At 65.5% G+C, this 23,289-nt stretch carries 18 protein-coding genes; 9 read left to right on the forward strand and 9 right to left on the reverse strand.

All coding sequences use genetic code 11. From position 1 onward, the window contains the following. On the forward strand, positions 1-390 hold a 390-nt coding region (locus V6M49_RS18180; RefSeq protein WP_332762518.1), incomplete at its 5' end, for a GNAT family N-acetyltransferase. Here the strand turns inward: V6M49_RS18180 and V6M49_RS18185 are convergent. Next, a complete protein-coding gene (locus tag V6M49_RS18185; RefSeq protein ID WP_141138718.1) occupies positions 376-1,074 on the reverse strand; it encodes a maleylpyruvate isomerase family mycothiol-dependent enzyme in 699 nt (232 codons plus the stop codon). The two genes, V6M49_RS18180 and V6M49_RS18185, sit on opposite strands and share 15 nt — an antisense overlap. 282 nt (positions 1,075-1,356) lie before the next feature. Between V6M49_RS18185 and V6M49_RS18190 the strand changes: the two genes are divergently transcribed. The 4 genes from V6M49_RS18190 to catC all read left to right on the forward strand — a co-directional run bounded on the left by V6M49_RS18190 (position 1,357) and on the right by catC (position 5,236). Next, positions 1,357-2,742 carry an MFS transporter gene (locus V6M49_RS18190; RefSeq protein WP_332762522.1) on the forward strand — a complete coding sequence of 462 codons (1,386 nt, stop codon included), beginning with the start codon at positions 1,357-1,359 and terminating at the stop codon, positions 2,740-2,742. A gap of 144 nt (positions 2,743-2,886) precedes the next feature. Further along, on the forward strand, positions 2,887-3,831 hold the full coding sequence (locus V6M49_RS18195; protein ID WP_141138720.1) for a LysR substrate-binding domain-containing protein: 945 nt from the start codon (positions 2,887-2,889) through the stop codon (positions 3,829-3,831). Beyond that, positions 3,828-4,931 (forward strand): mandelate racemase/muconate lactonizing enzyme family protein, encoded by a 1,104-nt coding sequence (locus V6M49_RS18200; RefSeq protein ID WP_332762524.1) that lies wholly within the window; start codon positions 3,828-3,830, stop codon positions 4,929-4,931. Before V6M49_RS18195 ends, V6M49_RS18200 begins: the two co-directional genes overlap by 4 nt. A 26-nt stretch (positions 4,932-4,957) precedes the next feature. Beyond that, positions 4,958-5,236 carry a muconolactone Delta-isomerase gene (gene catC, locus V6M49_RS18205; protein WP_141138722.1) on the forward strand — a complete coding sequence of 93 codons (279 nt, stop codon included), beginning with the start codon at positions 4,958-4,960 and terminating at the stop codon, positions 5,234-5,236. A 57-nt stretch (positions 5,237-5,293) separates the two neighbouring features. Here catC and V6M49_RS18210 read toward each other — a convergent pair whose 3' ends face one another. The 5 genes from V6M49_RS18210 to benA form a co-directional block, all read right to left on the reverse strand. Further along, entirely contained in the window at positions 5,294-8,122 is a 2,829-nt protein-coding gene (locus V6M49_RS18210) for an AAA family ATPase (protein WP_332762527.1), read from the reverse strand. Positions 8,123-8,183: 61 nt separating this feature from the next. Further along, positions 8,184-9,011: a 1,6-dihydroxycyclohexa-2,4-diene-1-carboxylate dehydrogenase gene (locus V6M49_RS18215; protein WP_141138724.1), complete on the reverse strand. Its 828-nt coding sequence runs from the start codon at positions 9,009-9,011 to the stop codon at positions 8,184-8,186. Continuing rightward, a complete protein-coding gene (benC, locus tag V6M49_RS18220; protein ID WP_332762530.1) occupies positions 9,008-10,582 on the reverse strand; it encodes a benzoate 1,2-dioxygenase electron transfer component BenC in 1,575 nt (524 codons plus the stop codon). The genes V6M49_RS18215 and benC overlap by 4 nt, the downstream gene beginning before the upstream one ends. Before the next feature lie 123 nt (positions 10,583-10,705). Next, complete coding sequence (gene benB, locus V6M49_RS18225; protein ID WP_141138726.1) at positions 10,706-11,242, reverse strand: benzoate 1,2-dioxygenase small subunit; 537 nt, start codon at positions 11,240-11,242, stop codon at positions 10,706-10,708. Between the two features lie 36 nt (positions 11,243-11,278). Continuing rightward, positions 11,279-12,661: a benzoate 1,2-dioxygenase large subunit gene (benA, locus tag V6M49_RS18230; protein WP_141138727.1), complete on the reverse strand. Its 1,383-nt coding sequence runs from the start codon at positions 12,659-12,661 to the stop codon at positions 11,279-11,281. 319 nt (positions 12,662-12,980) lie between these two features. Between benA and catA the strand changes: the two genes are divergently transcribed. From catA to V6M49_RS18250, 4 genes are all read left to right on the forward strand, one after another. Further along, the gene (gene catA / locus V6M49_RS18235) at positions 12,981-13,877 is read left to right on the forward strand and encodes a catechol 1,2-dioxygenase (RefSeq protein ID WP_332762532.1); all 897 of its coding nucleotides are present in this window, start codon (positions 12,981-12,983) and stop codon (positions 13,875-13,877) included. Between the two features lie 108 nt (positions 13,878-13,985). After that, a complete protein-coding gene (locus V6M49_RS18240) occupies positions 13,986-15,323 on the forward strand; it encodes a benzoate/H(+) symporter BenE family transporter (protein ID WP_332762534.1) in 1,338 nt (445 codons plus the stop codon). Positions 15,324-15,332: 9 nt separating this feature from the next. Further along, positions 15,333-17,075 carry a helicase HerA-like domain-containing protein gene (locus V6M49_RS18245; protein WP_332762535.1) on the forward strand — a complete coding sequence of 581 codons (1,743 nt, stop codon included), beginning with the start codon at positions 15,333-15,335 and terminating at the stop codon, positions 17,073-17,075. A gap of 130 nt (positions 17,076-17,205) precedes the next feature. Next, complete coding sequence (locus V6M49_RS18250) at positions 17,206-18,198, forward strand: hypothetical protein (RefSeq protein WP_210412364.1); 993 nt, start codon at positions 17,206-17,208, stop codon at positions 18,196-18,198. Between the two features lie 35 nt (positions 18,199-18,233). Here V6M49_RS18250 and V6M49_RS18255 read toward each other — a convergent pair whose 3' ends face one another. The 3 genes from V6M49_RS18255 to V6M49_RS18265 all read right to left on the reverse strand — a co-directional run bounded on the left by V6M49_RS18255 (position 18,234) and on the right by V6M49_RS18265 (position 22,856). Further along, a complete protein-coding gene (locus V6M49_RS18255; protein WP_332762536.1) occupies positions 18,234-20,300 on the reverse strand; it encodes an NHL domain-containing thioredoxin family protein in 2,067 nt (688 codons plus the stop codon). Continuing rightward, a complete protein-coding gene (locus V6M49_RS18260; protein WP_332762537.1) occupies positions 20,300-22,450 on the reverse strand; it encodes a cytochrome c oxidase assembly protein in 2,151 nt (716 codons plus the stop codon). The genes V6M49_RS18255 and V6M49_RS18260 overlap by 1 nt, the downstream gene beginning before the upstream one ends. A gap of 118 nt (positions 22,451-22,568) precedes the next feature. After that, on the reverse strand, positions 22,569-22,856 hold the full coding sequence (locus V6M49_RS18265; RefSeq protein WP_056341443.1) for an HU family DNA-binding protein: 288 nt from the start codon (positions 22,854-22,856) through the stop codon (positions 22,569-22,571). Positions 22,857-23,289: the final 433 nt, after the last annotated feature.

The following is a 23,289-nucleotide window of genomic DNA, read 5'->3' on the forward strand; positions in this document are numbered from 1 at the left end:
GCGGCCGACGAACTCAACCGCTACCCGGCGTCGGAATTCAAGGGACCGGGCGGTGCGCTCCTGGTGGTCCAGGAAAACGGCGAGTCCATAGCCGGCGGCGCGTTCCGCCGGTACAACAACGACACCGCCGAGTTCAAGCGGATCTGGACCCACTCGGCGCACCGCCGCCGGGGCCTGGCCCGTTTCGTCCTGGCGGAGCTAGAGGCCCTGGCGGCCCGGCGGGGCTACCGTCGGGTCTTCCTGACCACCGGTCCGCGCCAGCCTGAAGCCAAGCACCTGTACCTCACATCGGGGTATGAACCGCAGTTCCACCTGGACCTGGATCCGGAGATCATCAGGTCGCTCGCGTTCACCAAGAATTTGCCAGTGCCGGTTTCACCAGGTCGGTAGCACCGGCACCGGACCGTCAATATCAACATGTTCGGCGTCCGCGCGTGCCAGCCACTGGAGCAGGCCCTCACGGTCAGACACAACCCGCAATCCGCCGTCGCCGATGACCCACTCGTCACGCTCTTCGGTCACCAGCGTCATGCCGGGAGCGCCCTTGGCGCGCAGCGACCGCACCACGGCTTCGAGGGCATTCAGCAGGGAATCCGGATCGGCTTCCTCGATGGTCCAGGCAGTGTCGAGGTCATGGTGATGCACCACCACCTCGGCAATCCGGAGCGCCACGATGGACGTGGCGGGGACCGCCTTGCCACTGACCTGCACTTCCGTGGCCGCGAGTTCCCCGCTGAGCCGCTGTGCCTGCTCGGCAAAGTTCCGGGCAGACTCCCGCACTTCCGCAATGAGCTCCTCGCGCGGCAGTGCGGCCAAGGTAGCGATCTCTTCGGCGCGGGCCTCGCGTGAGGCGTACAGGGGGCGTTCCTCGCCGGAGGTTGCCCAGTCGATGAGCTTCACCAGAGCACGGCCGCTGGATGCGACGTGGGCAATGACATCGGCCCGGCTCCACCCTTCGCACAGCGAGGCCACGGTCATCTCGTCGTCGGCAAGGGACTCAACGGTGGCCAGGAACATGTCCGTTTCCCTGCCGAGGCGGGACAGGTCCGAGTAAAGGCGTGCAGGGTTGATCATTTTGCCAGCCTACCCATGAGCCAGTTCCCAAACCACTGTTCCAGCCCGCCGTTCCATATCCAGATCGTCTGGACTGAGACGGGCAGAACTGCCGAGGGCCCGCTTCCGCAAAACAGCCGTTTGAGACCAACAGCATATGGATACCCCCCGGGCGGAAAGCCGGGCATTCCCCTCATATGTCGCGCGTCACACCTCTGTCAGGCTGGAAGCACTCGGAGGTCGGCCCCTCGGATTCTCCCGGTGCCGCAGGCCTCCACTTAAGTCAGAGAGGACTTGGGGACCATGTCACAACCGCACGCCGTTACAGCCGAAAATCCACAAAAGGAGGCGCGCACTGCCAACTGGGTGGCCTTCATCATCTGCACAGCCCTCCTGTTCGACGGCTACGATCTCGTCATTTACGGCACCGTCCTGCCAGGGCTGCTCGCAGACCCGGGCCAGATCGGAGCGTTTGATGCAGTCACCGCCGGGCTCCTCGGATCCTGGGCCCTCATCGGGGTACTTGTGGGCTCACTGGTTTGCGGCGCTGTCGGCGACTTCTTCGGCCGGCGCCGGCTGATGCTCCTGGGCATAGCCTGGTTCTCCGTCGGCATGTTCGCCACAGCCTTTGCCACCACCGTTCCGGCCTTCGGCGCCCTGCGGTTTGCGACCGGACTCGGCCTCGGAATAGTTATCGCCAGCGCAGGCGCCACCATGGCCGAATTCGCACCCGCGGGAAGGCGGCAGTTCTACAACGCCATTGTGTATTCGGGCATCCCGGCGGGCGGCGTCCTGGCCTCCATCCTGGGCATTCTTTTCCTCGACAGCATCGGTTGGCGCGGGCTGTTCATCATCGGCTCACTGCCGCTGGTCGTTCTCCTGCCTATTGCCTGGCGCAAGCTCCCTGAATCACCGCGGTGGCTGCTGTCCCGGGGCCGCGAACAGGAGGCCCTCGCCGCCGCACAACGTACCGGAGTCCCGCTCATCGAAGAGCGAGTCATCCTCGAGGTCGGCGCCGCGCCGCAGAAATCAGGGTTTGCAGCCGTATTTTCCCGCCAGTTCGCCGTAGCGTCCATCCTGCTGGGCCTGATGTCCTTCTGCGGTCTGCTGCTGACATACGGACTCAACACATGGTTGCCCAAAATCATGGAGGGCTACGGCTACGGGCGGACATACTCCCTGTTCTTCCCGCTGGCACTGAACCTCGGCGCAGTGGCGGGCGGCCTGCTCGCATCCCGCCTGGCGGACAAGAGCGGCCCCCAGCGGGTCATCGCGGCCACCTTCGCGCTGGCGACCATTTCCCTGGCACTCATGACCTTCAACTTTCCGCTGCCATTGCTTTTTGCTTTCATCGCCCTCGCAGGCGTGGGAACGCTGGGAACCCAGGTATTGATCTACGGGTTCCAGTCCAACTACTTCACCACCAACGCCCGAGCCGCGGGTGTTGCTTGGTGCGCCAGCGTGGGGCGGCTTGGCGGGGTACTCGGTCCCATCATCGGCGGGTGGCTGGCCGCCGCGGGCATCGGCGGATCCACGGCCTTCTACCTTTACGGGGCCGTGGCCCTGGTTGGCGCCCTGGTCACCGTCATGGTGCCCCGCCAGCGCAAGTTGGAGGAGGCAGAGCACAAAGTGGAGGAGATCGCAGAAGGACAGGCAGAAAAAGGCATTCCTGCTGCACAGCTCAAATAGCCCGCCGTCTGCCCACAATCCACCGTCGCGCCAGCAACATTACGCCTGCAAAATATCCTAGTAGGGCTTATTATGGTTATTCTGTGAATCAATTTAGAGTCCCCGGCAGCATCGGGGGCCGGTTAGCGGAAGGACGGGACCATCTTGGACATCCGCCAGCTGAACTATTTCATCGCGGTTGCCGAGGAGCGGCACTTCGGCCGCGCCGCCAAACGCCTGCACATGGCGCAGCCGCCTCTCTCGCAGCAGATCCGGCAGTTGGAAGACCAGCTTGGCGTCAAGCTGTTCAACCGGACCACCCGCAGGGTGGACCTCACCGCGGCCGGCCAGCTCCTGCTGGACCGTGGACGGCAGATCGTCAACGACGTCGCCACCCTCCAGGCCGATGTTTATCAGGTGGGGCGGGGCGCCACGGGTGTCCTGCGGGTGGGCTTCTCAGGGTCTGCAACCTATGGCGTCATGCCCCGGATCGCCCGCCTTGCGAAACAGGTCCTGCCAGGCCTGTCCCTCGCGCTGCACGGCGAAATGCTCACGCCCTCCATGGAAGCGGGGCTGCGGGACGGCACCCTGGACGCGGCGCTGCTGCGCCCGCCGGTCGCTTCGCAGGACATCGACTACAGGACTGTGACACGGGAGCCGCTCGTTGTCGCGCTTCCCTCGTTCAGCGCCCTGGCCGTGGACCGGCCCGTGGCAATGCACGAACTGCAGGACCAGGACTTCATCGCCTACGGGCCCGAGTCCGTGCTTTACCGCACCACCGCAGACCTGTGCCGCCAAGCGGGTTTCCAGCCACGAATCACCCAGGTGGTTGGGGAGACCTCCACGATGCTGGCGTTCGTAGCTGCGGGCGGCGGGGTGGCGGTCATGCCGTCCAGCGTGCAGGCGTTCCAGCTTGAAGGCGTGGCCTACCGGGAGATTGAAAACGTCCCCGAAGTGGAGCTCGCTGTCGCCTGGATGCGCGGGCATCATTCTGCGCTGCTCCACAACTTCCTGGAGGTCGTAGTGACCGCCACTGCGGGAGCCACGGCGCCTGCCCCGGCCCCCGGCACTGCGCCGTTTCCCACTGATGAAAGGCTTAACAACGCATGAAGATCGCAGCCATTGAGGCGATTCCGTACTCGATCCCTTACCTTCATCCACTGCACTTCGCTTCCGGTTCCGCGCACGAGGCAGACCACGTGCTCATCAGGCTGCGAACGGATGACGGCGTGGTGGGCACCGCTGACACGCCGCCGCGCCCGTACACCTATGGCGAGACGCAAAAGTCGATCGTTGCGGTGGTGCAGGACATCTTTGCTCCGCAACTGATCGGCGTCGACATCTTTGACCGCGAAAAGGTCCAGGCAATCCTGTACCGGACGGTGCACAACCAGACCGCCAAGGGCGCTGTGGACATCGCACTCTGGGACGTCATCGGCAAGACGCTCGGTCAGCCGGTGACAAAACTGCTGGGCGGGTACACGGACTCGCTGCGCGTCTCCCACATGCTCGGTTTCAAGCCCGCAGAGGAACTGCTGGCTTTGGCGTTGGAGTTCCGCGAGACGTACGGCATCAACACGTTCAAGCTCAAGACCGGCCGCCGTCCCCTCCACCTCGACGTTGAGGCCGCCCGGGTATTGCGGGCGGGACTGGGCGAGGACGCCGAGCTCTACATGGACGCCAACCGCGGCTGGTCTGCCAACGAGGCAGCCGAGGTCCTTCGCCGCACGGCGGATCTGGGCCTGCAGTTCCTTGAGGAGCCCGACGACGCCCGCGAAGTCCTGGGCCGCCGCCGCCTGGTGGCGAACTCCCCCATCCCCATCGCCGCAGACGAATCTGCCGCCAACCTTGGTGAGGCCGCACGGGAAATCCTCACCGGCGGCGCCAACTTCCTGGCGGTGAAGACGGCCCGGTCCGGATTCACGGAGGGGGCCAAAATCGTGGGGATGGCCGAGGGCATGGGCATCGACGTTTACATAGGCAATCAGATCGACACCCAGGTCGGCACGGCCGCCTCGGTGACCTTCGGCGCCGCGTTCGCCCACACGGCTAAACGCGCAGCGGAACTTTCCAACTACCTGGACATGGCCGACGACCTGCTGGCTGAGCCTTTGGCCATCACCGGCGGACGCATCCGTGTCCCCGAAGGCCCCGGCGTGGGCACCGCCGTTGACGAAGACAAGCTCTCCCTCTACCGCACCGACAAATAGCAACCGCTTTTACCGAAGGGACACTCATGAAGTACCTGGTCCACATGGACGTCAACCTGCCCACCGATCTGCCGGCCGATGATGCCGCGGAGATCAAGGCCACGGAGAAGACTTACTCGCAGCAACTGCAGCGCTCCGGCAAATGGCCGGAAATCTGGCGGGTAGTGGGCGAATACGCCAATTACTCGATCTTCGACGTCGATTCGAACGACGAACTCCATGAGATCCTGCAGAACCTGCCGCTGTTCCCCTATATGGACATCTCGGTGGTGCCGCTCGCGAAGCACCCCTCAGACGTCAAATAGACACCGGCGTCGAATAGATACCGGCGCAAAAGCCTTAGGCCCGGCCGTGTTCCGGCGTCAGTCCTTGGCCCGGAACACGGCCGCGAGCTCGCTGCGGGAGCGGATTCCCATTTTCCGGTAGAGCCGGGTCAGGTGGTACTGCACGGTCTTCTCCGCCAGGAACAGCGCCCGGGCCGCCTCCTTGTTGGTGGCGCCGCCCGCCACCAGGTCGGCCACCGCCCGTTCCTGCGCCGTGAGCTGCAGGTGGTGGGTGCCGACTGCGGTGAGCACGGGGTCGGCAGGGTCCGGCACGTTCCCGGCGTCGAGCCCTGTTGCTTTGAGTTCCCTGTCGCACCGTTCCACGTAGGTGGCCGCCCCCAGGGTGTCGTATAAGTCGCGGGCCGCGCGCAGGACGGTCGACGCCAGGCGCCGTTTGCCCGCCCGGCGCATGCTCTGGCCGAAGGCAAAGCTAACCCGCGCCCGCAGATACGGCCGGTTGAGCCCCCGCAGGTGGCCCAGGGATGCCTCAAAATGTTCCCTGGCAGTGTCCGGGTCTCCCTGCGCGGCCACGAGCCGGCCCCTCGCCCATGCCATCCGTGCCATGTCCGAGGGTATTTCCCGTTCGCGCGGCACACGCTCGAACGCCGTGAGGAACGAGTCGGCGGCCTCGAGCTGGTCGGTCATGACAAGGGCGTTGACGTAGGTGTCCTGCCAGGGCCAGAAGGACACCCGGTGCTCGGTCCACGGGTCCAGCTCCGTCAGCGGCTGCAGGACAGCCAAAGCGCCTTCATAGTCCGCCCTCGCCTCGTGGAAGCGGGCACGGGCGAGGCTCGCCGGCACCTGCATGGCGCGGTAGGTTCCGGGCTGCACTGCGGCCTGGGAAACGTAGTACCGGGCCCGCTCCCAGTCTCCCCGCATGGACCAGAGCTCCGCCGCGGTCCAGTAGAGCAGTGGGCGGATCAGCGGCATCCGCGAGGTCTCCAGGCGCACGGATGCGCGCGCCACGGTGGCGGCCGCCGCATCCCAATTGCCGAGTACCAGGTGGGTCCGCGCAAGCCATGCCTCGGCCCAGAGGGAAATCCGCATCGAGCCGCCGCGGTCAGTGGGGGCCGCGGACTCGAAGTTCACCAGCGCCGTCTCAACGTTGTCGAGGCGCAGAGCCAGCCAGCCCGCGCCCATCTGGACCCGCTGTTTCTGGGCGTTCTCGTCGGCATGTTCGAAAGCCCGGTGATAGGAGGCCTCAGCCTCCGCAACCCGGCCCTGTGCATACAGGCCCAGGCCGTAGATGGCCTCTGATTCAATGTGGGCGGGGGTTTCCGGCGGCGTAAGTTCCATGGCCCGTTCCGCCCAGGTGGTAATCATCGGGCCGTCCCAGGACGCTACCCCGTGCAGGACGAAGCGCTGCGCCACCTGCGCGGCGGCGGACGGATCATGCTGCGGGTTGGAGGTGCGCCAGGCCATCTCCAACTGCGTCTGCGCGCTGTCGTTCTGTCCCGACGCGGTGGAGAGGTAGCCCAGGACGGAGGAGCGAAGCGGCGACGGCGGCAGGGCGTCCACTGCCGCCGTCCACATCTGGGCCTGGGAAATGTTGCCGGAACCCACCAGGGCATCCACCGCCCGCAGGAGCCTGTCGTTCCGGGAGCGGATGTCCAGGGAAAGCCGGGACGCGGAGAACAAAGCTGTTGAGGCATCCTGCCACGCTCCTACCCTGGCCTGGCGCCGGGCGAACTCCTCCAACTCCTCCGCCAGGGCCTCGTTCGCGCCGGGGGTGGCGGAGACCCGATGGCCCAACCGGTCACCCTCGGGCTGCACCGCTTCAGCGGCCAGCCGATGAAGCGCAATGCGCCGGCTGGGAACGATCTGTTCGTAGATGGCCTCTGAGGTGCCTGGTTCAAAGAACACGACGGCGGAGCGGGCCTGGTCAACAGTCAGCCCCAGCAGCCCGGCACGGTGTCCCTCATCGAGTGCCTCCATGACGGACCCCACCCCGCTGACTTCGGAAACCTCTGCCACGCTTGCGGCGCTCCCGAGCACTGACGCGGCCTCCGCCACAGCAACCAACACCGGGGATGCTGCGCCCAGGACACTACGCACCCGGGCGCGCACACGGGAAGTCGGCGGGAGGGAGGGAAACCACGTCTGCCAGGTTTCCGCCGGCAGCTCATGGAGCAGCTCCACGATCGGTTGAGCAAGCCCTCCGGTGTGTTGGACAAGGCCATGGGCCGCCGTCGCGCTCAGTTCGACGCCGAGCGTCCTTCTCGCGAGATCCTGCACCTGCTGCGGGGTGAGCGGATCCAGCGGGATGGTGGCCACCTGGTGGCCTGTCAAGAAGTCCAGCGCACCGGTAGGGACGCGCGCAGCGTCATCGGGGTTGAGGGTGAGCACGAACAGGATTCGTTTTCCGTGCAGCCGGCGCATGACGAAGGTAAGGATGCGCAGGCTCTCCACGTCGAGTCTGTGGACATCATCCACGGCGACAACTACGCTGCCGTGCGACTGCAGCCCTTCCAGGTGGGTACTGAGGGTGGAAGCGTAATTAACAACCTGGGCGGGAGTGAGGGCCGCGACGGGGCCGGCGGGCAGGGCCGGGCCGCCGCCGTAATCCTTTGCCGAACGCAGCGGCGAAGTGAGCATGAGCTGGGAGTAGCCGGCGAGGGGGAACTGCGCCTCCCACTCATCGCCCATGGCGGACAGCACACGGACACCACGGACCCCGGTGCGGCAGTGCTCAAGGAATAAGTCCAGAACCGCGGTCTTCCCGGACCCGGAGGGGCCGGAGATCACCACGGCACCCACTTTGCCTTTGCGGACGGTCCGGAAAATCTCCAACAGTTCCGCAAAGACCGCCCTCCGGCCAACAAGCGGTGAGTCCTCCGCCATTTCACCGTGTATGGAGGCCGCCGTCATGGCGGCAACTCTACCGGAGCCGTCCTGCCGGCCCCGGCGGCGGCCTTCCATCACGGTGTCCTCAGCCCAGGTCCCCGCCGGCGACCGGGAGGATGCTGCCGGTTACGTAGGACGCTTCATCTGATCCGAGGAACACGATGGGTGCAGCCTGTTCGTCCAATGTCCCGTAGCGCTTTATGAAGGACGAGTCCACGGTTTGGTCAACGATCACCTGGTACCAGGCCTTTTCCGTGGCGGATTCTGCCTCGGGTCCGCGCTTGACCCTGCGGGCCGGCGCCTCGGTGCCGCCGGGGGCTGTCGCCACCACGCGGATGCCGCGTCCGCCCACCTCCATCGCCAATGATTGGGTGAGGGCGTTGACTCCACCCTTTGCTGCCGCATACGGCACGCGATGCATGCCGCGGGTAGCCACCGAGGACACGTTGACGATGGTGCCTGAACCCTGTTCCAGCATGGCCGGCAGCACGGCCCGGCAGGTCCAGAGGGTGGGGAAGAGCGAGCGGCGGATCTCCTTCTCGATCTTCTCCTCGTCGTACTCTTCATACGGGCGTGCCCAGATGGTGCCGCCAACATTGTTAACCAGGACGTCCACCCGGCCGTGGGCGGCCAACGCCGCGTCCACGGCCTGCTGCGCACCCGCGAAGGTCTCAAGGTCTGCGGTCACCGAGGTAGCCGAGCCTCCCGAACCGGAAGCCTGCGCGGCCGCCTGGATCCCCTGAGCCACCTCATGGACCAGCTCGGCCCGGTCTACGAGGACGACGGCGCCGCCCTCGGCACCGATGCGCTCGGCCACCTTCTGGCCAATGCCCTGGGCGGAACCGGTCACCAGCGCGACCTTGCCGGCGTACCGGCCGGGAGTAACGAACTGTCCCGCATATGGCCGCGTCATAAGCGGCCCGTCTTGGCGTCGATCGCTCCGGCCATGGTGTCTTTGGCATCGCGTGCGTGGGCCATGATGACCTCCCGCACCCGTACCTTGTCCTGCCGCTCAAAGGCATCAACCACATCAAGATGGTCCTGCGTGACCCGCTCGAAGATGGGGGTTCCGGCTTCGAAGGCCGCGGCCATCTGGGCGTGGACGTCGAGCCGTCGGTAGGACTCAAGCAGCATGGGATTGTCGCAGACCACGAAGAGGTATTCGTGGAACTCTTCGTTGGTCCGTGCGAACTCCTCCGGTTCCCGGACGGTGCCGGCTGCTACTGAGCGGATGGTGGCTTCGGCGAGCCGCCGGAACTGGTGCAGCTGCTCCTCGCTGAGGCGGCCCAGCATCAGCTCGCTTACCGCAAGCTCCAGGCCCATGCGCGCGTCCAGCTGGGCGAAGCTGTCCTCCTTGCGGAAGTCCAGCCGGCCGGTCTCCAGGGAAGAGACCGCCTCGCTGCGGCTCATCGCGTCGCCTTCGGCCTCGATTTTTTCCGCAGGTGCCGGTGCACCCGTTTCCGCGTCACCCCCGGTGGTTTCCTTGGGGGCAAACCGCTCGAAGTAGAAGTTGGCGGGCTTGATGCCCTCAGAATCCAGCCACTTCGACACGGCGTTGACCATGGGAGGCGGACCGCACAAGTAGATGTCGACGTCGCCGTCGTTCAGGTGCTTCGGCTCGATGATCTGGGTGACATAGCCCGTGTGGGGAGCAGATGTGCCCGGCTCGGAGGCAATGTAGTCCCAGGTGAATGCGGGCAGCTTCGCCCCATACTCGCGCAACCAGTCCAGGCCGACGATGTCCGCCTCACGGGTCAGGCCATAAATGAGATGGACCGGTACCGACGGCGGGTTCTCGGAAAGCTTCTCGAGGATGGACAGGAGCGGGGCCAGGCCGGTGCCGCCTGCCAGGAGCAGCAGGGGTCGCTTGGGCTCACGGAGGAAGAACGAGCCGTAGGGGCCGGTGAACTCGATGGTGTCGCCCACCGCTGCCTTGTCCCGCAGGTATTCGGACATCGCACCCTGCGGCGTCACCCGCACCATGAACGACGCATCCTGCACCTCGGGGCCGCTGCTGAACGAATAGGAGCGCTCCGCGTCCGTTCCGGGGACCTTGATGTTGACATACTGGCCCGGGAGGAAGGCCAGGCCGTCCCGGTTTTCCGCCTCCAAGGTGAAGGAAACTGTCGTTTCCGAGTGCTTGTTGAGTTCCTTCATGGTGGAGGTGAAGGTGGTGGCCGAGGTTTTCGCCGATTCCGACGTTGCAGGGATCTGAATGGCCAGGTCCGACTCCGGAACCGCCTGGCAGGTGAGCAGGTATCCCTTTTCGAGCTCCTCCTCCGTCATCGCATCGTCAATGTAATCGCCCGGATCGAAGGAGCCGGAATCGCAGAAGGCCTTGCAGGTGCCGCACGCCCCGTCCCGGCAGTCCGACGGAATGTTGATCCGTGCCTTGTACGCGGCGTCCATCACGGTCTCGTAATCGCCGACCTTGATGACCTTGGTGACGCCATCCTCGAAGCTGAGGGCTACTTTGTGGCCCATTGTTTCCTCCTGGGTGGGGGCGCGTCGACGCGACCCGGGGTAGTGCGGATGTGCCCTACGGGCACGGGTTTTGAAACGGCCAAGGCCGGTGCCGGGCAAATGCCCGGCACCGGCGCGGGGCCGTCAGATCATGTAGACGTCCACTACGTGGTGGATGTAGTCGTTCTTGAGGACAACCTTCTTTTTCATGATGACCGGCTCGGCGCCGGCGAGGTCGATCGTGTAAAAGCTGGTGCCGAAGTACGTGTCCGTGGTGTTGTACCGGAAGTACAGGGTGAACCAGTTGAAGCGCACCTTCACCTGGCCGCCGTCGTGCTCCATGATTTCGACGTCGGTGATGTTGTGCCCGGTGCGGGGCTCCGGCAGGGAGGTGGCCGAGGACCGGTCCGTCTTGATCCGGAAGACGCGGTCCTCAATGCCGCCGCGGTTGTCATAGTAAATGAGCGAAATCTCGTTCTGCGGGTCCCCGGTCAGCCGGTCATCGACGTCCCATGCAGGCATCCAGAACTCCGAGTCCGGGTGATAGCACTGAAGCCACTCATCGAACTGGCGGTCATCCAGCAGGCGGGCCTCCTTGTAGAGGAAGGCGCGGACGGTTTCGAGGGTGGCGATCTCCTCGGCGCTCTTGAGCGCCGCAGCGGGCTGTGTCAGGTTGGTCATGGGTTCTGCGCTCTCTCTGGTTCCACGTGGACGGGGTCAGGCGGTGACTGGAACGGCGTCCAGCGCGGAAGTCTCTTCCTCCGCCAGAGCCCGGTCCATGACTTCTTTCCAGTACCCGTGCTGGATGGGGTAGAGCCCCTCGTCCTCGGTGCGCACCCCGGACGCGATGACCTTGGTCATCCCCAGCGCCTGGGCCTGCTCGTCGGGGCCCGCGATCTCATGGGTGGAACCGCGGGTCATGTCATTCCAGGGCGCCGAGGTGGCCCAGTAAGTCTTGTTGCAGGACCGGAACTCCTCGAGGTCATCGGGAGTGGCCATGCCGGTGGCATTGAAGAAGTCCTCGTACTGGCGGATCCGCTTGGACCTGTTCTCCTGCGATTCGCCCTTGGGCGCGATGCAGTAGATGGTCACCTCGGTCTGGTCCGCCGAGATGGGCCGGAAATGGCGGATCTGCGAGGAGAACTGGTCCATAATGTAGACATTCGGGTACAGACAGAGGTTCCGCGAGATGTTGATCATGAAGTTGGCCATCTCCTCGCCGTACTTCGCAACGAGCTCGTCGCGGCGGTCCCACAGCGGGCGGTCCTCCGGGTTGGTCCATTCCTGCCACAGCAGCAGGTGTCCGTGGTCGTAGGAGTAGAAACCCCCCTTGACCTTGCCCCACTTGCCGGCGTCCATGGCCTTGGTCTTGTTGGCGGAGTCGCCGGCGGTGCGGCGGGCCGTGGTGGCCGCATAGTTCCAGTGCACGGCGGTGACGTGGTAGCCGTCTGCACCGTTCTCGGCCTGCACTTTCCAGTTGCCGTCGTAGGTATAGGTGGACGCCCCGCGCAGCACCTCAAGCCCCTCCGGGGACTGGTCCACGATTGAGTCGATCACCTTGGTGGCATCACCCAGGTGTTCTTCGAGCGGGAGCACGTCAGCCTTCAGGGAACCAAAGAGGAATCCGCGGTATGACTCGAAGCGGGCCACTTTGGTGAGGTCGTGGGAGCCCTCTTTGTTGAAGGTCTCCGGGTAGCCGGCGTTGCGCGAGTCCTTCACCTTCAGCAGTTCACCCGAGTTCTTGAATGTCCATCCGTGGAAGGGGCAGGTGAAGGTGGTGCGGTTGTCCGTCTTGCGGCGGCACAGCATGGCGCCCCGGTGTGAGCAGGCGTTGACGATGCAGTTAAGGTTTTCGTCCTTGTCGCGGGTGATCACCACGGGAGTGCGGCCGATGTTTGTGGTGAAGTAGTCCCCCACGTTGGGGATCTGGGATTCGTGGGCGAGATAGACCCAGTTGCCTTCGAAGATGTGCTTCATCTCCAGTTCGAAGATCTCTTGATCGGTGAAAATTTCGCGCTTCGCACGGATGACGCCGTTCTCACGGTCGTCGATCACGGCGTCGGCAAGGACCTCGCGGACATGGGCCAGGTTCTCGGTCATGGCGTGCTCCTTCATTGGAGGGTGCTGGACGGATAGGCGGGAGGTCCGGGCCAACCCGCGGTGCCCAGGGGGACGTTGTCACGCCAGTCTTCCCTATCGTGATCGCCCTCACATCAGGCAAACACCTAGGTTCGGCCAAGGGTGCCTTTATGTCTGCTTCATGACAGAAAACAGGCAGAATCGATATTTGTAGCGTCCTTATTTGAGGCCTACGATGAGACGGTCATCACGCGAGCTGCGTCGCGACAGGTTCAGATCCTGCCCCCACCGGTTCGCACCGGGTTCAGGAGGAGTTCCTGTCCCCTATTCAAAGAGGAGTATGGACATCACCATGACCGAGACCCAAGCAGAAACCCGCCACGAGGACGAGGGCACTGCAGTCGAAGCCGGCTCCAAGGCCACCGAACGCTTCGCCGCCTCAGGCAAGCTCGCAAACCTGGATGTGCCGAAGGAAAGAGTGAGCCTGCTGGCGGGGGCACTCATCAAGGCCGCCAACGACATCGTCGTTGAGCACCAGGTCACCTATGAGGAATACAACGCACTCAAGGCCTGGCTCATCAAGGTTGGAACTGACGGGGAATGGCCGCTGTTCCTCGACGTGTGGCTGGAGCACACCGTGGAGGACGTCAACTCCCAGGACCGCCCCGGCACCGTGGGCACCATCGAAGGGCCCTACTATGTGCCGGGCTCCCCGGTGCTCCAAACCCCGGGCACCGTCGAAATGCGTGAGGACGAGGAGGGCACCCCGCTGCACTTCAGCGGCCGGTTCACCGACACGGACGGTAACCCGATCCAGAACGCCCAGGTGGAAATTTGGCATGCGGACAGTGCCGGGTTCTACTCCCAGTACGCGCCGGGCCTGCCCGACTGGCTCTTCCGGGCCACGGTCACGGCAGACGACGACGGCCGCTTCGAAATCAACACGATGCGCCCGGCGCCCTACCAGATTCCCACGGACGGAGCTTGCGGGCAGCTGATCAGTGCGGCAGGCTGGCACGCCTGGCGCCCGGCGCACATTCACATCAAGGTTTCCGCGCCCGGCTTCCAGCCCGTAACCCAGCAGCTTTACTTCCCCGGCGACCCGCACAACGCTGACGATATCGCCTCGGCAGTCAAGCCTGAACTGATGCTCGACGCCAAGCCGCGCACGGATGGCGGCACCGGCGAAGAAGCGGTCTATGACTACGTCCTCGCCAAGGAAGGCCAGCACAAGTAAGAACCACCGCTGACAATCCGTGCCGGCGCCTCGGCTCGGCACCGAAGGCGCCCTGGAGTGCAAACTCCAGGGCGTCTGTCTTTTTTGCCGCCGTTGCCAGGAGCCCGAATGCTGCCATCCCGTCAGGACCCACCCGCCACCCCCCTAGTGGAAACTGTTGCGGCCCATGCACGCCAGCCCCTGCTGGAACGCCCGGGTATCCGTCCCGCAGGCCTGCGCCAGGTCTTCCGTGACCTGGGCCTGCCCTATGTTTCCAACGGGGTGATCGGCCTTATCTTCTCCGCCTCCGGCCCGATAGCTGTAACCCTTGCAGTGGGAGCGGCGGGAGGACTTACCGAAGCCCAACTCGCGTCCTGGGTGTTTGGCATCCTATTTTCGGGCGGGGCAGCCACTCTGGTCATGTCCCTCCTCTACCGACAGCCTCTGGGCTTCGCCTGGTCCATTCCCGGTACGGTGCTCCTGGGTCCGTCCCTCCAGCACCTGTCCTTCGCGGAAGTGGTGGGGGCCTTCTTCACGTCCGGAATTCTGGTCCTCGCGCTAGGCGCCACCGGAGTGGTGCGGCGAATCATGGCAGTGGTTCCGATGCCCATCGTCATGTCCATGGTGGCCGCCGTATTCCTAAAATTCGGCACGGACATCGTCGCCTCCACACAGGCGAACCCGGTGGTGGCCGCACCCATGGTGGTCGCATTCCTGGTCCTCACGGCCGTGCCCGTCCTGGGCAGGTTTCTTCCACCGGTGCTCGGCACCCTTGCGGTCGGGTGCCTCGCCGTGGCAGTAAGCGGTCAATTCTCCTTTCAAGGGGGCGGACCGATCCTGGCCACTCCGGTCTTCACCCCTCCCGAGTTCACCTGGGCCGCCCAACTCGAGCTCGTTGTTCCCCTGGCCCTCACCGTGTTGTTCGTTCAGAATGGCCAAGGCATCGCCGTCCTCCGTGCCGCCGGCCACAATCCGCCGGTCAACGTCTTCGCCATCGTGTCTGGCGCATTTTCGTTGCTCAACGCGGGCTGCGGCGCTGTCTCAGCCTGCGTGACTGGCCCTACCAACGCCCTCATGACATCATCAGGAACCAGGCAGCGCCAATACACTGCTGCCGTGGTGTTCGGCCTCCTGGCCATGACCTGCGCCCTATTGGCTCCCGCCCTCACCCGGCTCATGCTCGCCACACCCACGGAATTCATCCTCGCCCTGGGCGGCATTGCCATGCTGCGGGCTCTCCAGCAAGCCTTCGTGACCGCCTTCGCCACGACCTTCACCTTGGGGTCCCTGGTGACGTTCGTGGTGACTATGTCCGGCATGAGCCTTTTCAACATCCATCCGGCGTTCTGGGGCCTGGTCATCGGCTACACCGTGTCCCGGGTCCTAGAACACGCGGACCATGCCGGGCCAAAAGCCAGGCTGAAAAGCGCGACGTCTGCACCATCTGTGAAGGCGTCGGCCAACTAAGCTAACGGCATGGCCAACAAAACCACTGCCGAAAAACTCGCCACCATCCAGAAGGGCTACACCCTGGAAGGCGCCACCATCGAGTTGGGAGCCGCCATTGTGGACGGCGAACTCCACAAGGAAGCCCAGGTCCGACTGCCGCTGGCCATGATGAACAGGCACGGCCTGGTAGCCGGCGCCACCGGCACAGGCAAGACCGTCACGCTGCACATGATGGCCGAGCAGCTGTCCGCGGCCGGAGTTCCCGTGTTCCTCGCGGACATCAAGGGTGACCTGTCCGGCCTGGCCACGGCGGCCGCCGGCAGCGAGAAGCTGAAGGCGCGCACCGACAGCATCGGCCAGGCCTGGGCCGGCAAGACGTTCCCCGTGGAGTTCCTGGCCCTGGGCGGCGACGGCAACGGCATTCCCGTCCGTGCCACCATCACCTCGTTTGGCCCCATCCTGCTCTCGCGCGTGATGGAGCTCAACGACACCCAGGAATCCAGCCTGCAGCTGGTCTTCCACTTTGCGGACAAAAACAACCTTGAGCTGATCGACCTCAAGGACCTCCGCGCGGTCATCCAGTTCCTCACCTCGGACGAGGGCAAGGACGAGCTGGAGGAACTGGGCGGCCTGTCCAAGGCCACCGCCGGCGTCATCCTTCGCGAACTGGTGAACCTTGAAGCGCAGGGCCTGGAACGGTTCTTCGGCGAGCCTGAGTTCGACACGGCCGAGCTGCTCCGGACCGCCCCGGACGGGCGCGGTGTCATCACCTGCCTGGAGCTGCCCACGCTGCAGACCAAGCCGATGCTGTTCTCCACCTTCCTGATGTGGCTGCTGGCTGACCTGTTCGAGGACCTCCCCGAGGCCGGCGACCTGGACAAGCCCAAGCTGGTGTTCTTCCTCGATGAGGCCCACCTGCTGTTCAACGGCGCGTCCAAGGCCTTCCTGAACGCCATCACCACCACCGTCCGGCTGATCCGTTCCAAGGGTGTGGGGATCTTCTTCGTCACCCAGACCCCCAAGGACGTCCCCGCCGACGTCCTGGGCCAGCTGGCCAACCGCATCCAGCACGCCCTCCGCGCCTTCACCCCGGAGGACGCCAAGGCCCTGAAAGCCACCGTTTCCACGTTCCCGATGAGCGATTACGACCTTGAAGAAACCCTCACGTCCGCGGGGATCGGCGAGGCCGTCATTACCGTCATGAATGAGAAGGGCGCCCCGACGCCGGTCGCCCACACGCGCCTGCGCGCCCCGGAATCCGTCATGGGCCCCAGCGCTGAGGAGCTCATCAAGAGCACGGTGGGCGGGTCCGCATTGCTCGCCAAGTACGGGACCGCCGTGGACAACGTCTCCGCCTACGAGAAGCTCACCGGCAAGGGCGCTGCGCCCACCGGCGGAGCCGCGCCCGGCGAGCCCCCGGTTCCGGGGACTTCCGGGCAGCCAGGTCCGGGGCAGGCCGGTTCCGGGCAACCACGTTCAGTGCAGGCCGACGTCGACGCCGAGGCCCGCAGGATCGAGGAGGAAATCCTGGGCCGGCCCAGCAGCCGGCCCGCTCCGGCGCCCGACCGTGGTACCGGCTCCGATGCGCCCTCGCGGCGTGCACCGGAACCTGCTGCCCCTGCCGGCGGCGGGATGGTGGGCGACCTCGCCGGAGCACTCGGCGGGGCCCTGGGTGGCGGGCTGAAGAGCATGGTCCGGTCCTTGGGCACACAGCTTGGCCGGGAACTGCTCCGGGGCGTCTTCGGCACCTCGTCCCGGCGCCGCCGGTAGGCAAAACCGGACGATGTCCCGCCCTGTTCCTCCCGCCGTCGGGCGTCAGGAAAGCCGCCGCACCCTGCTACACGGGGCGGCGGCGACACCTGTGTTCGGCGGGCTTGCAGGTAACGTAAGGGAAGTGCAGATGAGTCAGGCGTTGGTGAGGATGGCAGCAGGGTGGCTGCTTGGCCTCATGCTTGCCGTGGCCGCGGCCGTCGTTGGGGTCAACGTGGTGAACAATACAGTGGCGAGTCCACAGCAGCCTGTGCGGGAGTATCTGGACGCCCTCCACGAGGGCGACGGCGGCAAGGCGCTGGGTCTGTTGCGGGCCACTGTGCCGCCCAGCAACGCCGCCATGCTCGACGGCACAGCGCTGCAGACGGCCTCTTCCCGGCTGGCGAACGTCAGCATCGGCGATGCCGAGGAACGCTCAGGCAACCAGGTCATGGTGCCCGTGCAGTACACGATCGATGGCAGCAGGCTTCGCACCGAGTTCCTGCTGGAGAGGACCGGCACCGAATGGCTGTTCTTCAACACGTGGGCGTTTGTGCCGTCGCGGCTGCCCACGGTGGGCCTGACAGTGGTGAACGCCAGCGAAGCCAACCTCAACGGCGTCCCGGTGAACATGCCCCAAGGCAGGAATTCGTTCGCCGTGTTCTACCCGGGTGAATACGAAGCCTCCCTGAACGGTGAATACTTTGCCGCGCCCGCCACACGAGCCACGGTGACATCCCGCGATGTCCCGGCGGCTCCGTTGAACCTGCTGACCGAGGCCACCGACCAGCTGCGGAAGGATGTGGGCGCGAAGGTCAAGGAATTTCTGGACACCTGCGCCGCCGAAGCCGTGAAGCAGCAAAAGCTGCAGCCGGACTGCCCCTTCTACTTCGCCAGCACCAACAACGTGGACGACGGCACCATCAAGTGGACCATCACGGAGTACCCGGAGATATCCATCGAGCCCTTTGGCGGCCGCTGGGTGGTTGCACCCCTCGACGGGAAGGCCAAGGTGGAGGCGGTCCAGCAGAGTTCCTTCACGGGCGCCTGGTCCCCGCTCAACGCAGAGGTGGACTTCAGCTTCACCACCCGCCTGGATGTCGCCGGCGACACCATCAGGGTCACCCCGCTCCTGAGCTACTAGCCGTCGCCTCTCGATCTAAACCACGGCGGCGGTGATCAGTCCATTCCGCGCAGGTCCAGGACCAACTCGGTGTCGCCGTCGTCCGTCAGGAGAACCGGGATACCCCAGTCCTGCTGGTAAAGGTGGCAGGCGGCGTGGTCCGGGATCTCGCCGTCCGCATCCTCCGGGCCGTCACAGGCCGCGGCGCGGGCGGTGATGTGCAGGATGCCCTCGGGAATGTCGGAAGCCAGTTCCAGCGTCCGAAGCAGGCCTACAGAGGTTCCTCCGCCGGCCACAAGCAGCTCCGGCGGGGTGGAGGAGATCTTCAGCTGCGTGGGGTCGCCCCAGCGGTCGTCGAGCTTCTGGCCGGTGGGCGCGGTGAAACGCACGGTGAGCTCGAGCAGCCCGGGGGCTACCGGGCTCTTGGGCCGGTGGGTCTGCGAGGCGCCCTCGTCCACTTGCTGGGCTTCCTTGGGGATGGGCACGTAGACCAGCTGATGCTTGTTGGCCTCCACCACTACCAGCAGCGGTTCGGAGCCTGCGGCGTGCGTGTGGTCCACAATCACGTCGGAGGGTTCCGAGAGTCCGCGGGCCAGCGTGGACACGGACCCCGCGGCGGGGTCGTAGCGCCGCACAGCACCGTTGTAGGTGTCGGCGATGGCAATGGAGCCGTCAGGCAGGACCGTGACGCCGAGTGGGTGCTGGAGGCGTGCCTCGGAGGCGGGGCCGTCGCGGAAGCCGAAGTCGAACAGGCCCTTGCCCACGGCGGTCTCCACGGTGACCGTGCCGCCGTCGTCAATGACCAGCTTGCGGAGGGCGGACGTTTCGGAGTCCGCCACCCAGATGTTGCCGTCGGCGTCCTCGGCCAGGCCGGACGGCTGAGCGAACCAGGCCTCGTGGGCGGGCCCGTCCAGCAAACCCTCAAGACCGTTGCCGGCAATAATTGCCACGGCGCCGGTGAGGGGCTCGAAGCTGAAGATCTGGTGCGTGCCGGCCATGGCGATCACCACTGCGTTGAGCTTGGTGGACCAGACGACGTCCCACGGCGAGCTGAGGGACACCTCCAGCGGATGCTCGCTGAGCTGGCCCGTGAAACCGGCAGCGTCCTCGTCCACCCGGGCGGGCCCGGTTTCCAGCAGGCGCTGCACGCCGTTGCCAACAATTGTTGTGGCCTTGCCGTCCGTGAGCGAGAGTCCCCGGAGGCGGTGGTTGACTGAGTCTGCAATGACGACGTCGTAGCCCGCCTTCGCTGCCACGTCTTCCGGAAGCAGCACGAGGCCCTGCGGCTCATTGAACCGTGCGGCGGGCTCGACGGAGTCGACGGCGGCGGCCTGGCCGTCAGCGTGGCCTCTGGTCCCGGAGCCGTAGGTGCGCAGCACCGTCTGGAAGTCGTTACCCAGCTCAACGAGACGGTGGTGCCCGGTGTCAGTTACCAGCCAGGAGCCCCCCGTGATGGTATCAGCGGCGGCGTTAGTCCCGCCGTCGGACGTTCCCTGGGCGCCTGAACCGTGCGCGCCTGAACCCTGCGCGCCTGAACCGGGTCCGGCGGAGCCTCGTCCGGCGGGCAGGAACAGAGCCTTCCCGGGGAAGCGCAGCGTGCCTGACGTGGCTTCCGGCGCCACGTAAGGGCCGGAGCCGCGGTGCAGCGTGCCCTTAGCCTCGTGCTCGGCGATCAGTTCGGGGACGAGCACGGCCAGGCCGTCAGCATGGCCTTCACCGGACAGGTGCGCCACGATGTAGCCCTCGGGGTCGATGACCACCAGGGTGGGCCAGGCGCGCGCCGTGTAGGCCTTCCAGGTCTCCAGCTCGGGGTCGTCCAGGACAGGGTGGTGGATCTCGTAGCGTTCCACGGCGGCGGCCAGGGCCACGGGATCTGCTTCGTGCTCAAACTTGGGCGAGTGGACGCCCACGGTGACCAGGACGTCCGAGTACTGTTCCTCGAGCGGGCGCAGCTCATCGAGGACGTGCAGGCAGTTGATGCAGCAGAAAGTCCAGAAGTCGAGCAGCACGATCTTGCCGCGCAGGGCTTCGAGGTCCAGCGATTTGCCGCCGGTGTTCAGCCAGTTACGGCCCACCAGTTCGGAAGCGCGGACCCGGAGTTGGGTGCGTACGGTTTCGCTCATCAGCGTCCTTCCAGCTTTGAGTTGCGTTCAGCCAGTCTGGCATCGCGTTCAGCCAATTTGGCAAACATATCGTTGTAAGCAGTGAGATCGGCGTCGTTATTCCTGTCCGCCGCCCGATCGGTGCGCTTGGACTCCCGGGCATCGGAGCGGGACCACATGATGGCGACGCCGATGGCCACCAGGAGGGTAGGCACTTCGCCGACGCCCCAGGCCACGGCCCCGCCCATTTGCTGGTCCAGGAGGGCGGACGGCCCCCAGGCGCGGCCAAGGTTGCCGAAGTAGTCGGCCGCCAGCAGGCTGGTGCCGCCCATGATGGCGACGCCGAAGAACGCGTGGAAGCCCATGGTCGCCAGCAGCAGGAGCAGGCGCATGGGATACGGGGCGCGACGGGGCAACGGGTCTGTGCCGATCATGGTCAGGATGAAGATGTAACCGGTGAGCGTGAAGTGCAGGATCATCAGCTCGTGGCCTACGTGGTCCCGCATGGCGAAACCGAACGCGTCCGAGTAGTAGAACAGCACGATGGAGCCCGCGAAATTGGCCGCCGCGAAGATGGGGTGCGTGACCAGTTGGGAGAACTTGGAGTGGATAAACACGAGCAGCCACTCGCGCGCCCCCCGGGTGCCGTCGCCGCGGGCAGGCAACGCCCGCAGGGCCAGCGTCACCGGGGCGCCGAGCACCAGGAAGATGGGTGCCACCATGGTCAGCGCCATGTGGTCCACCATGTGCGCGGAGAAGAGGATCCTGCCATAGACCGACGGCGGCCCTGAGGTGATGAAGGTCAGCACCAGGAGGCCGATCACCCAGTTCACGGCCCGGAACCACTGCCACTTGTCGCCGCGTCGGACCACCTTGGCGACGCCCAGGAAGTACGCCACCAGCCCGAAGAGCACCACGGCCACCCAGAGCCAGTCAAAGCGCCACTCCGTCAGCCAGCGTTCCGGCGTCAGTTCAGGCGGCAGCTCGTAGCCCGTGAGGATGAAGGCCGGCGACGCGTCCGGTGCAAACGTGGTGGGCTGCGGCGGTGCCGACCGGCTCAGGGCCACGGCGACGCCGGAGGTGGCTCCCATAACCAGGAGTTCCACGAGCACCAGCTGCCACAGCACGCGGCGTGAGGACATTGCCGAGCCTTTGCGGCCCAGCTGGGGGATGACCCATTGCCGGTGCATCAGGCCGATGCCGCCAAGGACCAGGGTGGCTGCCGATTTCGCGAGGATCAGCTGTCCGTAGGGGGAACCAAATAGGTCACCCCAGCTGGTGATGCGGATGCTGGCATTGATGACGCCGGAGGCAAAGACGAGCACAAACGCAAAGCCGGCCAGCGAAGAGAACCTCCGCAGCGTCGGTTCGGTGATGTCGGCGGCGGCACCGGGCTTCGAGCCGGTCAGGATTCCGGACAGCAGCGCCAGGACGACGATGCCGCCAACCCACGCGCTGACGCCCACAAGGTGCAGGCCCAGGGAGTTGATGGCGCCTTCGTGGTCCGACGAGCTTGAGGAGTGGCCGATCAGGGCGGCGGGAACCAGCCCGGCCAGCGCCAGGATCAGCGTGAGGGCAAGGCCGCCCAAGGATCTGACGCCGAACAGCGCTGTGGTCACCACGGCCGCGATGATGGTCACGCTCAGCCATGCCCGGCCGGTCTCGATGTCCGTCATGAAGTACACCAGGGCGCGGGTGAACTCGGCGTCCCCGCCGACGGCCTGGCCCGCAACGTCTGAGTAGGTGAGGACCAGCACGGCCACCGCCGACAGCGTCCAGGCAGCACCCGCAGCGGCAGCAATGGCCAGGGCCCGGGCGAACGCCGGATGTTCCGGAGCGTCGCCGGGGTGGGCCCGGGACCGGGGACCCGCAGTTCTGGGGAGGATGCCGACGGCGAAGATCAGTCCGCCGATCACCGTCGCCAGTGCCACATTGTGGATGGCCTTGCTGACCGGAAGCCCCCAGCGGACCAGGGCTCCGGGGTCAGAGACCTCACGGGCCGCGGCGGCGCCGGAGAAAAGGAGTGCCGCCGTCAGTCCCAGGAAGAGGGCTGCAAGGCCCGCGAGCTGCCACGGCCGGGAAATCCCCACGACGCCGCCAGCCCTGGCCGGGGCGCCCCTGTCGGGGCCTGGCTGGGGTGCTGCGGGACGGGATTTTGCTGCAGAAGGCACCTATCCATTGTCCGCTACGGGTGCCCGCGCGGCGAATCGGATTAAAGCAGAATCGGCTTAAAGCAAAGGAGCGGCAACCCTGGGGTTGCCGCTCCTTTGCTGCTGTTGCTGAAGAAGACTACTTCTTCTTGGCGACTGCAGCCTTCAGCTTGGAGCCGGCGGTCAGCTTGACGCTGTGGCCTGCCGCGATCTGGATGGTCTCGCCGGTCTGCGGGTTGCGGCCGGTGCGTGCTGCACGGTCGGTGCGCTCAACTGCGAGCCAGCCCGGGATGGTGATCTTCTCGCCGGCGGCGACGGAAGTCTCGAATACCTCGAACAGTGCATCGAGGACGGAGTTGACGGCTGCCTGGCTGGTGCCGGCCTTGCCTGCTACCTCTGAAACAAGTTCACTACGGTTCTTAGCCATTGATGTCCTCCTGGACGGTCACGATTTCTGGAGCCTGAACGCGGCATGCGTGCAAGCCACTGTTCGAAAACTTACCAGCTTGGGCCCCAGAGGTCCGCAAATTCCGCGTGTTTCCGCCATTTTTTGACTAAAATCACCGGTTTTCCGGGGAATTGCGGGGGAATTGCGCCCTCAGCGGACGCTCTCGCAGTTCCTGCAGTGTTCCGCTGGATGCTCTCTGAGTTCGTGCGACGTTCAGCCAGACGCCCTGTCACTTCGGGTGCCGGGTTGTGTCGTGCCCGACGGCGGAGCGTCTTGTGGGCGCGACGGCGGCGGGTGTGTTGGGTGCCGTGTCTTTGGTGGGGTGCGGGTTCGGGGGTGTTTTGTGGTGTGGTGGTTAAAGTGGGAGAGCCCCGCAACCTGGTGGTTGGGGGGCTCTCGACCTGTAATGATG

The sequence above is a fragment of the Pseudarthrobacter sp. genome (assembly GCF_036675385.1).
GTDB lineage: Bacteria > Actinomycetota > Actinomycetes > Actinomycetales > Micrococcaceae > Arthrobacter.

Excerpts from the sequence above, each read along its gene's own strand:
- V6M49_RS18185 (WP_141138718.1), bottom strand. The coding sequence starts at position 1,074 with ATGATCAACCCTGCACGCCTTTACTCGGACCTGTCCCGCCTCGGCAGG.
- V6M49_RS18190 (WP_332762522.1), top strand. The coding sequence starts at position 1,357 with ATGTCACAACCGCACGCCGTTACAGCCGAAAATCCACAAAAGGAGGCG.
- V6M49_RS18200 (WP_332762524.1), top strand. The coding sequence starts at position 3,828 with ATGAAGATCGCAGCCATTGAGGCGATTCCGTACTCGATCCCTTACCTT.
- catC (WP_141138722.1), top strand. The coding sequence starts at position 4,958 with ATGAAGTACCTGGTCCACATGGACGTCAACCTGCCCACCGATCTGCCG.
- V6M49_RS18210 (WP_332762527.1), bottom strand. The coding sequence starts at position 8,122 with ATGACGGCGGCCTCCATACACGGTGAAATGGCGGAGGACTCACCGCTT.
- V6M49_RS18215 (WP_141138724.1), bottom strand. The coding sequence starts at position 9,011 with ATGACGCGGCCATATGCGGGACAGTTCGTTACTCCCGGCCGGTACGCC.
- benC (WP_332762530.1), bottom strand. The coding sequence starts at position 10,582 with ATGGGCCACAAAGTAGCCCTCAGCTTCGAGGATGGCGTCACCAAGGTC.
- benB (WP_141138726.1), bottom strand. The coding sequence starts at position 11,242 with ATGACCAACCTGACACAGCCCGCTGCGGCGCTCAAGAGCGCCGAGGAG.
- benA (WP_141138727.1), bottom strand. The coding sequence starts at position 12,661 with ATGACCGAGAACCTGGCCCATGTCCGCGAGGTCCTTGCCGACGCCGTG.
- catA (WP_332762532.1), top strand. The coding sequence starts at position 12,981 with ATGGACATCACCATGACCGAGACCCAAGCAGAAACCCGCCACGAGGAC.
- V6M49_RS18240 (WP_332762534.1), top strand. The coding sequence starts at position 13,986 with ATGCTGCCATCCCGTCAGGACCCACCCGCCACCCCCCTAGTGGAAACT.
- V6M49_RS18245 (WP_332762535.1), top strand. The coding sequence starts at position 15,333 with ATGGCCAACAAAACCACTGCCGAAAAACTCGCCACCATCCAGAAGGGC.
- V6M49_RS18250 (WP_210412364.1), top strand. The coding sequence starts at position 17,206 with ATGAGTCAGGCGTTGGTGAGGATGGCAGCAGGGTGGCTGCTTGGCCTC.
- V6M49_RS18255 (WP_332762536.1), bottom strand. The coding sequence starts at position 20,300 with ATGAGCGAAACCGTACGCACCCAACTCCGGGTCCGCGCTTCCGAACTG.
- V6M49_RS18265 (WP_056341443.1), bottom strand. The coding sequence starts at position 22,856 with ATGGCTAAGAACCGTAGTGAACTTGTTTCAGAGGTAGCAGGCAAGGCC.